The following is a 12,066-nucleotide window of genomic DNA, read 5'->3' as shown; positions in this document are numbered from 1 at the left end:
ATGTTAGCCCTATGCCTAGCCGCGAGCCATTAGACCGCAGTACCAAGAGCCCGGAAGAGTGGCTTGAAAAAGTTGCGCCTGAAAAGAAGGGCGGAATCTTTAAGCTCTTTCTCGGTTATGCGCCCGGCGTCGGCAAAACCTACAACATGCTCAGCGAAGCCATTCGCCGTAAACAGCGTGGCGAAGACATTGTTGTCGGCGTGGTAGAAGCTCATGGTCGTCCTCGAACAGCGGAACTTGTCAACCAGCTTGAACAGATCCCGCGGAAGAAGATCGAATATAGAGGAGTTGTCTTCGAGGAGATGGACCTCGACGGGATTCTTGCTCGCCATCCACAGATCGTCCTTATCGACGAGCTGGCCCATACCAATATTGAAGGCAGTAAGCATCGCAAGCGCTACGAAGATGTTCTCGCTGTATTGGCTGCCAACATCGATGTGCTCGCAACGATGAACGTTCAACACATCGAGAGCGTTGCGCCTACGGTGCAGAGCATCACAGGTATCCAGATCCGCGAGACCGTGCCTGACTGGCTGGTGCAGCGCGCCGACGAAATCGTTATGGCTGACCTGACTCCAGAGGCTCTCCAGACTCGGATGAGACGCGGCGATATCTATGGGGTCGACCGAGCCGAAAAAGCTCTTGCCAACTTTTTCCGCCGCGGCAATCTCATCGCCCTCCGCGAACTGGCCCTGCAACATGTCACCAAAGCCGTGGACCGCACACTCACCGCTTATATGGACGCCAAACGCATCCAGGAGCAGTGGGCTGTTCGCGAGCGGGTGGCCGTCTGCATCAGTTCCAGCAGCGCGTCTCAAATTTTGATTACTCGCGGCGCACGCATCGCCGAGGGTGTCGGGGGCGAACTCTTCGTGCTCCACATCGATACTGGAGACGGTGACGAAGAGCAGAGTACGCTTGCGACGAACATTCAGTTCGCGCGTAATCTTGGCGCTCAGGTTGTCACGATAAAAGGTACAAGCGTTGCCCACGCAGCAGCGGAGTTCGTTCGCGAAAAACGTATCACGCACATCATCTTTGGCCGGACCGCTGTCAGCGGTTTCCGCAAGTATCTTTATTACTGGGCCATCCAGCACTTTCTCTCAGAAGCGCCAAACGTCGATGTTCACATCGTCACGCAGCATCGGGAGCGGGAATGAAGTCGATCGAACAAGACCAACCGGCAAAGATTCTGATTGTGGACGACGAACCGCAGATTATTCGGGTGCTGCGGACTGCGCTTTCCACGCAGGGATATGCCGTGCGCATCGCAAACAATGGCATTGAAGGCGCCGACATCGCTCTTGAGTGGAAGCCGGACCTGGTGATAACCGACGTCTCTATGCCGGAGATGAACGGCGTTGAGCTTTGCCGCGAACTTCGCGCCAACTCCGATATGCCAATCATCGTCCTCTCCGTGCGCAATAACGAACGCATGAAGATTGAAGCTCTCGATGCAGGCGCCGACGACTATGTGACTAAGCCCTTCAGCATTCAGGAGTTGCAAGCTCGTGTCCGCGCCCAGCTACGGCGTAACCTAAGCGAAACTCGAGACATGCAGACCGTCATCGACCTTGGCGACTTTCGCATCGACATTCCGCAACATCGTGTCACCGTGCGCGGCAGGGACATTCATCTCACTCCAAAACAGTTCGATCTTCTCGTCTGTTTTGCCGAACATGCCGGACAGGTTCTAACGCATCGGGCTCTTCTGCAAGCAGTATGGGGCGCCCACGCAGATCAGCCAGAATATCTCCGAGTCAGTATTGGCCAACTGCGAAAAAAGATAGAGACGTCCGACGAGCCGCGTTACATCCTCACCGAGCCGTGGGTCGGGTACCGCTTTCGCCCTACAGGCAGCGACGACCTGTAAACCGTCTTTACGAATTCTTTACATCTTCCCTACGGACTCTTTACGGCAAACCCTATGAAATAGCTCATGGGCATAGGTCATATGGCCCAAGAGGGACGTCATGAGAAGTCTGTTATATGGCGTAGGCGCGTACATCATAACGTTTGCCCTTCTTACATTTGTTTGTCGCCGTTGGCTTGCCGGGCAAATCAGCAGAAAAAGCCTGTTGACAACTCTCAAGCGGGAATGCAAGCTCAAAGGCCCAATGAGGTAGAGGTTTGCGTTTCTACTGATTTGCCAGGCTTGCGGTCTCGTGTAGTACGGAAAGGAATGATTCATGTGGGATATCGGATGCATTGCAGCAAGCATAGCTTTCTTCGCTATTGCCATCCTCTACATCTTCGGTTGTGGACGGTTGGATTCTACGGAGGGCAAATAGATGCTTGAAACTTTCATTCTCTCGCTCATCTCTCTTGCGCTTTTCGTTTACCTCGTCTACGCGCTTCTGCGCCCCGAAAAGTTCTAACAAAGGGAAGACCTTCAATGACCGCTAATGGCTGGTTCCAGATATTTTTCTTCTTCGCTCTCGTTCTCATCTGCGCGAAACCACTCGGCATCTATATGGCCCGCGTCTTCGAACGCGAGCGTACCTTTGTCGATCCTCTCCTCCGCCCAATCGAACGACTCATCTATCGCGTTACAGGCATAGACGAGACGCATGAGATGCGTTGGACAGAGTATGGCATCGTTATGCTGCTCTTCAGTCTGGTAACGTTGCTGGTCACCTATGCAATTGAGCGTTTACAGCATCTCCTCCCGCTCAATCCTCAACATCTTGCGGCAGTGGCGCCCGATCTTGCTCTCAATACGGCTGCCTCCTTTACGACGAACACCAATTGGCAGGCTTACGTTCCTGAGACAACGATGAGTTATCTCACGGAGATGCTGACGCTCGCCTACCATAACTTCTTCTCCGCCGCCATCGGGATCTCGCTGGCCATCGCTTTCATTCGCGGCATCTCTCGACGCGAGTCGAAGACCCTCGGTAACTTTTGGGTGGACGCGACACGCGCATCGCTGTGGGTACTTCTGCCCACATGTTTGATCTACGCTCTTCTTCTTGTCTCCCAGGGCGTAGTTCAGAATTTCCGCCCTTATGACCAGGCGAAGCTCATTCAGTCGCAGACTGTAACCACGACAGGCACCGATGGCAAGCCCGCAACCCAGATCGTAACAACGCAAAGCATTGCACAAGGCCCGGTCGCCTCACAGGAAGCCATCAAAATGCTCGGCACCAATGGTGGAGGATTCTTCAACACCAACAGCGCTCACCCGTTTGAGAACCCAACACCATTTTCAAATCTACTGGAGATGCTATCCATATTTCTCATTCCTGCCGGACTGACGGTAACGCTAGGCAGAATGGTCCGTTCCCCCGCTCATGGCTGGGCCGTGTTTGCCGCGATGTCTGTGCTCTTCTTTGCCGGGGTCTTCGTTGCCTACTACGCAGAGGCGCAACCAAACCCTCTGCTGCATACCGCAACAATGCATATAGACCAGCACGCCTCGGCAATGCAGCCCGGCGGAAATATGGAAGGCAAGGAAGTCCGCTTCGGAGTTGCAGACTCTGCTCTCTTCGCCACCGTCACGACGGACGCCAGTTGCGGAGCGGTCAACGCCATGCATGATTCCTTTATGCCTCTTGGCGGACTCGTCCCTCTCGTGAACATCATGCTTGGCGAGATCATCTTCGGCGGTGTCGGCTCTGGAATGTACGGCATGTTGATCTTCGTTATCCTGTCCGTCTTTATCGCTGGTCTCATGGTCGGACGCACGCCAGAGTATCTCGGAAAGAAGATTGAGTCCTTCGATGTGAAGATGGCGATGCTCTATGTGCTCATCTTTCCACTTTCCATTCTCAGCTTCACTGCGATCTCGCTGATGATGCCGAACCTTGGTCTTTCAGCGCTCGCCAACACAGGGCCGCACGGACTCTCCGAGATCCTTTATGCCTACACTTCGGCCACAGGGAACAATGGTTCCGCATTCGCGGGTCTCAGCGCCAACACGCACTGGTACAACTTCTCGCTCGCCACGGCCATGCTGGTTGGTCGTTTCCTCATGATCGTTCCGATGTTGGCCGTCGCAGGCAATCTCGCGAAGAAGAAGCTCGTTCCTCCATCGGCAGGAACCTTCCCGGTGCACACACCTCTCTTCACTGTGCTGCTCGTCGGAGTCATCCTCATCGTCGGTGCTCTCACCTTCTTCCCCGCTCTTACTCTCGGTCCTCTCCTGGAGCACTTACTCATGCACGCCGGCAAAACCTTCTAAGCCAGAAAGTAAATAGATCACCATGGCAAACACACGTAAACGCTCTCTCTGGGATACAAAAATCGTCCATCGCGCTCTGATAGATGCTCTCGTCAAGCTCAATCCACGAACCATGATGAAGAACCCCGTCATGTTCGTAGTCGAGATTGGCAGCGTGATCACATCGATCTATCTCCTCCGCGACATTGCAGCTCATCACCACACGCTCGGCTTCGATCTACAGATCACACTTTGGCTATGGTTCACGGTGCTCTTCGCCAACTTCGCCGAAGCGATGGCCGAAGGTCGAGGCAAAGCTCAGGCCGACGCCTTGCGACGCGCCAAGTCTGAGACCACTGCTGTGCGCATCCTCCCAAACGGCAAGACCGACGAGGTCGCCAGTTCACAGCTTCGTGCTGGTGATCTTGTCTTTGTCATCGCCGGAGGCACCATACCCGGAGATGGTGAGGTCATCGAAGGCGTAGCCTCCGTCGACGAATCCGCTATCACAGGAGAGTCAGCGCCCGTTATTCGCGAGGCTGGTGGCGACCGCTCTGCCGTCACTGGAGGCACGCGCGTTCTCTCCGATCAGATCAAAGTACGCATCACCTCCAACCCCGGCGAGACGTTTCTCGATCGTATGATCGCGCTTGTCGAAGGCGCTGAGCGTCAGAAAACACCAAACGAGATCGCGCTGAATATTCTTCTCGCCGGTCTCACGATTATTTTTCTGCTGGCCGTGGTCACGCTGCAACCCTTCGCAATTTACTCAACCGCCCCGCAAACAGTCTTCGTTCTTATCTCGCTGCTCGTCTGTCTCATCCCAACGACGATCGGCGGCCTGCTCTCGGCAATCGGCATCGCGGGAATGGACCGCCTCGTCCAGCACAACGTCCTTGCCATGTCCGGCCGCGCCGTCGAAGCTGCAGGCGATGTCGACACATTGCTGCTCGATAAGACAGGGACCATCACTCTTGGCAATCGCCAGGCTTCGGAGTTCATCCCTGCGCCCGGCGTCAGCAAAGATCAACTCGCCGACGCTGCGCAACTCTCTTCTCTTCCCGACGAAACCCCTGAAGGCCGCAGCATCGTTGTTCTCGCCAAAGAGCTATACGGTCTGCGTGGTCGCGAACTTCATGAGCTGAACGCAGAGTTCGTGCCCTTCTCTGCTGTCACTCGAATGTCAGGCGTCAACCTCGATGGGCGCATCATCCGCAAAGGATCTACCGATGCCATTGCCGCGTTTCTAAAGGAGAACGGCGGCATTCTTCCTGATGAAGTCCGAGCCGCAGTCGAGGTTATAGCGCGCAGCGGCGGCACGCCTCTCGTCGTCGCCGAGAACCGGCAGGCCCTCGGCGTCATCCATCTGAAGGACATCGTCAAGGGAGGCATGAAGGAGCGCTTCACGCAGCTTCGCGCCATGGGCATTCGCACCATCATGATCACTGGCGATAATCCGCTTACCGCCGCGGCCATCGCGCGCGAAGCCGGCGTCGACGACTTTCTCGCCGAGGCCAAACCGAAAGACAAGATGGATCTCATCCGTCGCGAACAGGCTGAAGGCAAGCTGGTCGCCATGACTGGTGACGGCACCAACGACGCACCCGCGCTCGCCCAGGCAGATGTAGGCGTCGCGATGAACACCGGAACTCAAGCCGCCAAAGAAGCTGGCAATATGGTCGATCTCGACTCCAACCCAACCAAGCTCATCGAGATTGTCGAAATCGGCAAGCAGCTTCTCATGACGCGTGGAGCGCTCACAACCTTCTCCATAGCCAATGACGTCGCCAAATACTTCGCCATTATCCCGGCTATGTTTGCCGCAACCTTCCCTGTATTGAACGCGCTCAACATCATGCACCTCAAGACCCCGCAGTCGGCAATTCTCTCCGCCGTCATCTTCAACGCTCTCATCATCGTCGGCCTTATTCCACTGGCGCTGCGCGGCGTTGGATACAAAGCCATGTCAGCTGAGACGCTCCTCCGCCGCAACCTGCTTATCTACGGAGTGGGCGGCATCGTCGCGCCCTTCCTCGGCATCAAGCTGATCGACATCGTCATTACCGCCATTCATCTGGCTTAGAAGGACTCGCCATGCGTCGCCATCTCATCACCGCCATCCTTTACACAGTCGTGACCACCGTCCTCTTCGGCCTGCTCTATCCCTACGCCGTCACGGGCCTCGCGCAAGTCTTCTTCAAAGACAAGGCAAACGGCCAACTGATCTACCAGCAGGGTCAGTTGATCGGCTCTCGCATCATCGGGCAGTCCTTCTCCGCTCCCGGATACTTCCACTCGCGCCCCTCAGCCGCGGGCAACGGCTACGATGCCGCAAACTCCAGTGGCTCGAACTACGGCCCCACCAACAAGAAGCTCATCGACCGCATCGCCAGCGATACAGCTTCAGCACAGACTGACCTTCCAGGTGCTGATGTTCCAATCGATCTCGTCACCGCCTCCGCTTCCGGCCTCGATCCCGACATCACCCCTGCCGCCGCGGAGTTTCAGGTTGCCCGAGTCGCTCGTGAACGCCATCTTGAAACGAGCACCGTCCGCCAGCTCGTCGCCAAGCACACGCGAGGACGGCAGTTCGGTTTTCTCGGTGAGCCGCGTGTCAACGTTCTCGAACTTAATCTCGCTCTCGATGAGGCTGCACCTATCGGGGCTAAATAATTGCCGACCCGCCAACCCAAACTACCGTGGAATTATTTACGCTTTCCTAACCACCCAGGTGGTCATGCACCTGGCCCCCTGCACCACTGTCGTCTTTAGCGGATCGATAAGTTGCCCACCCAACTCTTCCGTCAACTTCATCAGCAGTGTTTCATCCACTAGATACCACTCCATTCCGCCTGGCATCAAAAATCGCCTGCCTGCGATCGGATGAAAAGGTCGGCTGGGATCTATTCCAATCGTCGAAGCCAGGCGGCAGAACAGCATTCCACCCGGTCGCAGCACCCGCCACATCTCTCGCACCATCGCTTCAAACTGCGCATCGTCCCGCGCAAAGTGCAGCACCGCGTTCGAGATCACGACATCCACAAACTGCTCGGGAAACGACATTGCCTCTACTGCTTCTACACGGAAGTTGCCTGGCTCCAGCGTAGGCGCAAGCGTTGCCGCGACCGACCTCAGATGGTCCACCGCCTCCGCGCTCGCGTCCACGCCAAAAACTTCGTAGCCCTCGCGCAGTAGATACACCAAGTTTCGGCCACCCCCGCAGCCTGCGTCGAGCACCTGCATACCCGGCGCAATGTTTCCGCGCAGCAACTGGTCGAAGAGATAAATATCGATATTGCCGAACTGCTCCACCAGCTTCGTCATAGATCCCCACCGGCTAGACTCGCGCCGGAACCTTCGCCTTCAGCCGCTCCATCACCAGCGGAGGCACGAGCGCCGTCACGTCCCCACCCAGTCGAAATACACCCTTGATCAGCCGTGAACTCACGTAGGTATATTTCTCCGCCGGCATCATAAACAGCGTCTCCAGCTCCGGATCGAGCTTGCGGTTCATCATCGCCATCTGGAACTCATACTCATAGTCCGAGATCGCTCGAATCCCCCTCAGGACCGCCTTCGCCCCCTGCTGCCGCGCAAAGTCAACCAGCAGGCCGTCGAAGGTCATCACCGATACATTTTTGAAACCCGCCACCGCTTCGGAGATCATCTCCTCGCGTTCCGGCACGGTGAACAGAGGCGTACCCTTCTCGGAGTTGCGCAGGATCGCAACCACTAGATGGTCCACAATTTTCGCTCCTCGCGCAATCAGATCGAGGTGCCCATTTGTAAGCGGATCGAACGTTCCCGGATAAATCGCCTTTACCGTGTGCATACCTTCCAAAGCATACGTTGCCTCGCCTCTTGAAGCCAACCGGCATTCCCGAAAGCGTGCTCTTCCCTCATCGCCTTCTTTAATCTCACAAGACCATCCATCGGTAAGATAGGGTTGCATTTCCAGAAGACATAATCTTTCGTCGGACTTTTAACCTCGGCACAGGAGCGTCAGTATGTTGCAACTCACCGAAAACGATCAATCCGTCTCTCGACCAACCGCCAACCCCGGCCCTCTTGGCCTGGCTGGCTTCGGCCTCACCACCGTTGTTCTCAGTTGTGTCAACGCTGGCCTGATGCCGCACGAGGCCATCCCTGTCATCGTCCCTCTGGCGTTTGCCTATGGCGGAGTTGCACAGATCATCGCCGGCATTCTCGAATTTCGTACCGGTAACACCTTCGGTATGGTCGCCTTTCTGTCTTACGGCCTGTTCTGGTGGTGGTTCGCACTGCTCCAGTGGACCGTCGGCGCAGGCTGGCTTGCCCAACCGCCTGCCTCCGCCGTGGCCTCCGTACTACTCATGTGGGGGGTGCTCACCTTCCTGCTGTGGATCGTGACCTTCCGCTTGAGCCTCGGCGTCTGGAGCATCTTCCTTCTGCTCTGGCTCACCTTCTTTTTCCTTGCCGCCGGAGATTTCGGCTACCTGATCGGCAGCGTCGGCTGCGGCACAATTGGAGGCTATCTAGGCATTCTGACCGGCGTTGACGCGCTTCTGGTCGCCTTCGTCGAGATCCTGAACGCAACCGCCAGCCGAATCATCATCCCGCTCGGACGGCCCATCTTCCGCAACTAAGAAAGGGAAGCCCCGGCAGTTGGAAAACTACCGGGGCTTCTCTTGAACTTCTCTTCAGTATCCTATTTCTTGCCTCGAATAACTTCCTTCGCCTGCGCCTCGCCATTTGCCGGAACTGCCGGAACCTCAACCGCCGAACTGGCCCCGGAGATTCCCAGCTTCTTCCGTAGTTCCACGTCCACGCGGCCAAAGACATCCTTGTTTTCCTTGAGGAAGTTGCGGACATTCTCGCGACCCTGGCCGATGCGTTCGCCCTGATAGCTGTACCACGCACCGCTCTTGTCGACGATGTTGTGCAGCACCGCCAGGTCGAGGACGTCGCCCTCACGCGAGATGCCCTCGCCATAAAGAATGTCGAACTCGGCATCACGGAACGGCGCTGCCACCTTATTCTTCACAATCTTTACCTTGGTGCGCGAGCCCACGACGCTATCGCCATCTTTCACTGCGCCAATGCGGCGAATGTCGATGCGGACGGAGGAGTAAAACTTCAGCGCCTTGCCCCCTGTTGTCGTCTCCGGGTTGCCAAACATCACGCCGATCTTCTCGCGAATCTGGTTAATAAAGATCAAACAGGTCCGTGACTTTGATACCGTTCCCGTCAGCTTCCTCAGCGCCTGGCTCATCAGCCGAGCCTGCAATCCCATGTGCGAATCACCCATCTCGCCGTCGAGTTCGGCTTTGGGCACAAGCGCTGCCACCGAGTCCACCACCAGCACATCGATCGCGTTCGATCGGACCAGTGCCTCGACGATCTCCAACGCCTGCTCGCCATAGTCTGGCTGGCTCACCAGCAGATTGTCGATGTCCACACCCAGCTTTCCCGCGTACGCAGGATCGAGCGCGTGCTCGGCATCCACAAACGCCGCCAGCCCGCCCGCCTTCTGTGCCTCGGCGATAATCTGCAACGTAATCGTCGTCTTACCCGAAGACTCCGGTCCAAAGATCTCTATGACACGGCCACGCGGTACTCCACCTACACCCAGCGCAGCGTCAAAAGAGATCGAGCCCGTAGAGATGACCGAAATCGGCACAACATCCTTCGATCCCAACCGCATGATCGAACCCTTGCCAAACTGCTTTTCCAGCCCGGAAAGGGCCAACTCAATTGCCTTGCTGCGGTCATCTGCCACGTAATTCTCCTCGGGTAAAGTTCAAAGCGGATTCTAGCATTTAAATTAGGAAAAGCAAATAAAAGGCGAATGTGGATTGAGGGGCAGCTCTAACCCGGATTAGCGTCGATACTGTTCGTCGCTGACGTGCTCCATCCAATCGACGACCTTGCCGTCCAACCGTTCCTGAATGGCAATGTGAGTCATAGCTGTGGCGGGTGTGGCCCCATGCCAATGCTTTTCTCCCGGCGCAAACCAAACCACATCTCCGGGATGAATCTCCTCAATTGCACAGCCCTCCCGCTGCACCCACCCACAGCCTGCTGTGACGATTAGGGTCTGCCCCAGGGGATGCGTATGCCACGCGGTGCGGGCTCCCGGCTCAAATGTAACGCTGGCGCCAGCTACCAGCGCGGGATCGGGCGCTTGAAAAAGCGGGTCAATCCGTACGGTACCGGTAAACCATTCTGCCGGACCTTTGCCTGAGGGTTGCGAACCGATGCGCTTGATTTCCATAGTCCCATTCTAATGGTTCGAGAAAGGGGAGAATTTAAACTGAACTACTCGTCGGATACAACTATCGTTTCAGTAGATCGATTGGCTCATTCACATCTTCGATTCGGAAGTGTTCGGCGAGGGCGGGGTGCCGCTTCTCAACGGCCTTGTACATCTCCCAGGCGATGCGCCGGTAGCTGAAATGGCCAGCTACGCCTGAGCGCAACTCCGAAATATAGAGGACTTCGGCGAAGTCCATTTTGAATAGGGAACGGCAGCGAGTGCCCAGCGGCAGGGCATACTGGGCAGACTGCGCTGCTTCGGGTATGCCGCAGTCACGGAGCTGACGGTAGTGGGCGAAAGCGGCATCCATCGCAGAGTTGTAGGAAGCTTCGAGGCCCGCTTCGGCCAAAGTGGGCTGGCCCGGGCAAGTGGGCTCTTCATAACCGTGGGCGTCGGTGTAGGGCTGGAGAAGCTGGACGCAGCGGCGATGGCGATGCATGTCGCGGAAGCCGCCGATGTCCATGAGAATGTCGAAGCGGAAGCCCTGCCCGGCGCTGAAGGCACGGAGGAGCTCGTCGTGGCGTCCGCGATGCTTTGTGCCGAGTCCGATCAGCTCAGAGCGGCGGGCATCGGACAGCGCGGCTACGTGGCTGCGGAGCTGGCGATAAGAGTAGTGGCAGTGCGGATAGAGCAGCGAGGTGGCTAGTTCGACCTCGAGCGATTCGGTGTCGTCGAGCAGGTCTACTACTGGCGCGGCATCGATGGGCTGGTTCGCCATCAGCTCGGCTGCGGCCTGAGTGAGTTCGGTGCGACTGGCGGCGAGGTACTCGTTTGCGGTGGCGTATTTGACCAGCGTGGGAGCGGTCTTGACGGGACGTAGGAGGGCTTCGGTGAGGCGGTCGCCGCAGGTGGCGTCAACGGAACCGATCTCTTCGCAGAGCACGCGGGCGGCGCTGTGCTGGACGTTCCAGGCAGGCTCAGTTGCGGCGAGGCGGAGCTTCTCGGCGATCTGGCGGATCTCGGCGTGCTCGCTGGTGAGCAGGCGCGAGACTTGTGTCTCCAGCGTGCGGGCGTTGACGATTTGGCCGAGCGAGGTGTTAGTCGCCAGCGGCAGCAGATAACGTGCCACATCGAAGGCGCGGGCCTTCAGCGTGCGCTCGTAGGCTTCGGGCTTCATCTCCTCGGGGCGGGCGATAGCGGACTTGAGGGCTTCGAGCATTTCCGCGCCGATGTGATCGTAGGCGACGAAGAGTGCTTCGACGGCGGCGGTGAATCTGGGCGTTTCGGGGCCGAGATCGGGCGTAAACCAGCCGGAGCGGCGAAAGTTCTGGTAGCGCGTGGAACGTTCCTGTCCGTCCCAGCGCTGCTCGTCTACGAGGGCGATGGCCGCGAGGAGCGAGAGACGCTCGATGGCGAAGGGAATGTGCGCGAGGTCGGCGATGGAGCGATGACCGTACTGGAAGTAGAAGGTGTTGAGGAACTGCTCGGCGCGCTGCGCGCTGATCTCAGCCAGCGACTCCTTCATGGTGAGCGAGGAGCGCGAGTACTTCGCCATCGCGTAGGCGAGGACTTCGGGGTCGGCTCCGTGGATAGCATAGACGTCGGTTTCGGCTGGCTTGTTCGCGTTCTCTGACATGGTCGAACTCAGGATACTTTACCCCGAGTCTCG

Annotated in this window: 12 protein-coding genes; 7 read left to right on the top strand and 5 right to left on the bottom strand. The window is 57.3% G+C overall.

Annotation, left to right across the window (positions count from 1 at the left end; genetic code table 11):
• The first annotated feature begins 11 nt into the window (after positions 1 to 11).
• The 6 genes from P4G45_RS13185 to kdpC all read left to right on the top strand — a co-directional run bounded on the left by P4G45_RS13185 (position 12) and on the right by kdpC (position 6,835).
• A complete protein-coding gene (locus P4G45_RS13185; protein ID WP_348266943.1) occupies positions 12 to 1,160 on the top strand; it encodes a histidine kinase in 1,149 nt (382 codons plus the stop codon).
• A complete protein-coding gene (locus P4G45_RS13180; protein WP_348266942.1) occupies positions 1,157 to 1,873 on the top strand; it encodes a response regulator transcription factor in 717 nt (238 codons plus the stop codon). Before P4G45_RS13185 ends, P4G45_RS13180 begins: the two co-directional genes overlap by 4 nt.
• A gap of 418 nt (positions 1,874 to 2,291) precedes the next feature.
• Positions 2,292 to 2,378, top strand: a complete 87-nt coding sequence (gene kdpF, locus P4G45_RS17060; RefSeq protein ID WP_373694202.1) for a K(+)-transporting ATPase subunit F — start codon at positions 2,292 to 2,294, stop codon at positions 2,376 to 2,378.
• A gap of 17 nt (positions 2,379 to 2,395) precedes the next feature.
• Positions 2,396 to 4,183 carry a potassium-transporting ATPase subunit KdpA gene (gene kdpA / locus P4G45_RS13175; protein ID WP_348266941.1) on the top strand — a complete coding sequence of 596 codons (1,788 nt, stop codon included), beginning with the start codon at positions 2,396 to 2,398 and terminating at the stop codon, positions 4,181 to 4,183.
• 22 nt (positions 4,184 to 4,205) lie between these two features.
• Positions 4,206 to 6,245: a potassium-transporting ATPase subunit KdpB gene (gene kdpB / locus P4G45_RS13170; RefSeq protein WP_348266940.1), complete on the top strand. Its 2,040-nt coding sequence runs from the start codon at positions 4,206 to 4,208 to the stop codon at positions 6,243 to 6,245.
• 11 nt (positions 6,246 to 6,256) lie between these two features.
• The gene (gene kdpC, locus P4G45_RS13165) at positions 6,257 to 6,835 is read left to right on the top strand and encodes a potassium-transporting ATPase subunit KdpC (RefSeq protein WP_348266939.1); all 579 of its coding nucleotides are present in this window, start codon (positions 6,257 to 6,259) and stop codon (positions 6,833 to 6,835) included.
• Between the two features lie 36 nt (positions 6,836 to 6,871).
• Here kdpC and P4G45_RS13160 read toward each other — a convergent pair whose 3' ends face one another.
• Positions 6,872 to 7,486: a class I SAM-dependent methyltransferase gene (locus tag P4G45_RS13160; RefSeq protein ID WP_348266938.1), complete on the bottom strand. Its 615-nt coding sequence runs from the start codon at positions 7,484 to 7,486 to the stop codon at positions 6,872 to 6,874.
• A 13-nt stretch (positions 7,487 to 7,499) separates the two neighbouring features.
• Positions 7,500 to 7,994: a pantetheine-phosphate adenylyltransferase gene (gene coaD, locus P4G45_RS13155; RefSeq protein WP_348266937.1), complete on the bottom strand. Its 495-nt coding sequence runs from the start codon at positions 7,992 to 7,994 to the stop codon at positions 7,500 to 7,502.
• A 175-nt stretch (positions 7,995 to 8,169) separates the two neighbouring features.
• On the opposite strand from coaD, the gene P4G45_RS13150 reads away from it, so the two are divergent.
• Positions 8,170 to 8,787 carry an acetate uptake transporter gene (locus P4G45_RS13150; RefSeq protein ID WP_348266936.1) on the top strand — a complete coding sequence of 206 codons (618 nt, stop codon included), beginning with the start codon at positions 8,170 to 8,172 and terminating at the stop codon, positions 8,785 to 8,787.
• Between the two features lie 62 nt (positions 8,788 to 8,849).
• Here the strand turns inward: P4G45_RS13150 and recA are convergent, their stop codons facing one another.
• The 3 genes from recA to P4G45_RS13135 all read right to left on the bottom strand — a co-directional run bounded on the left by recA (position 8,850) and on the right by P4G45_RS13135 (position 12,033).
• Complete coding sequence (gene recA / locus P4G45_RS13145) at positions 8,850 to 9,920, bottom strand: recombinase RecA (RefSeq protein WP_348266935.1); 1,071 nt, start codon at positions 9,918 to 9,920, stop codon at positions 8,850 to 8,852.
• A 99-nt stretch (positions 9,921 to 10,019) separates the two neighbouring features.
• Positions 10,020 to 10,415, bottom strand: coding sequence for a cupin domain-containing protein (locus P4G45_RS13140; RefSeq protein ID WP_348266934.1), 396 nt, complete (start codon positions 10,413 to 10,415; stop codon positions 10,020 to 10,022).
• A gap of 61 nt (positions 10,416 to 10,476) precedes the next feature.
• On the bottom strand, positions 10,477 to 12,033 hold the full coding sequence (locus P4G45_RS13135) for an FAD-dependent thymidylate synthase (protein ID WP_348266933.1): 1,557 nt from the start codon (positions 12,031 to 12,033) through the stop codon (positions 10,477 to 10,479).
• Positions 12,034 to 12,066: the final 33 nt, after the last annotated feature.

The organism is Edaphobacter paludis (assembly GCF_039993895.1).
Lineage (GTDB): Bacteria > Acidobacteriota > Terriglobia > Terriglobales > Acidobacteriaceae > Edaphobacter > Edaphobacter paludis.
The sequence above is the reverse complement of the archived record's forward strand: the minus strand, read 5'-3'. Positions and strand labels throughout refer to the sequence as shown.

Bases quoted from the DNA above. Each gene is read 5' to 3' on its own strand.
- P4G45_RS13150 (WP_348266936.1), top strand. From the start codon at position 8,170: ATGTTGCAACTCACCGAAAACGATCAATCCGTCTCTCGACCAACCGCC.
- kdpB (WP_348266940.1), top strand. From the start codon at position 4,206: ATGGCAAACACACGTAAACGCTCTCTCTGGGATACAAAAATCGTCCAT.
- P4G45_RS13185 (WP_348266943.1), top strand. From the start codon at position 12: ATGCCTAGCCGCGAGCCATTAGACCGCAGTACCAAGAGCCCGGAAGAG.
- coaD (WP_348266937.1), bottom strand. From the start codon at position 7,994: ATGCACACGGTAAAGGCGATTTATCCGGGAACGTTCGATCCGCTTACA.
- kdpA (WP_348266941.1), top strand. From the start codon at position 2,396: ATGACCGCTAATGGCTGGTTCCAGATATTTTTCTTCTTCGCTCTCGTT.
- P4G45_RS13180 (WP_348266942.1), top strand. From the start codon at position 1,157: ATGAAGTCGATCGAACAAGACCAACCGGCAAAGATTCTGATTGTGGAC.
- kdpC (WP_348266939.1), top strand. From the start codon at position 6,257: ATGCGTCGCCATCTCATCACCGCCATCCTTTACACAGTCGTGACCACC.
- P4G45_RS13135 (WP_348266933.1), bottom strand. From the start codon at position 12,033: ATGTCAGAGAACGCGAACAAGCCAGCCGAAACCGACGTCTATGCTATC.
- P4G45_RS13160 (WP_348266938.1), bottom strand. From the start codon at position 7,486: ATGACGAAGCTGGTGGAGCAGTTCGGCAATATCGATATTTATCTCTTC.
- kdpF (WP_373694202.1), top strand. From the start codon at position 2,292: ATGCTTGAAACTTTCATTCTCTCGCTCATCTCTCTTGCGCTTTTCGTT.
- P4G45_RS13140 (WP_348266934.1), bottom strand. From the start codon at position 10,415: ATGGAAATCAAGCGCATCGGTTCGCAACCCTCAGGCAAAGGTCCGGCA.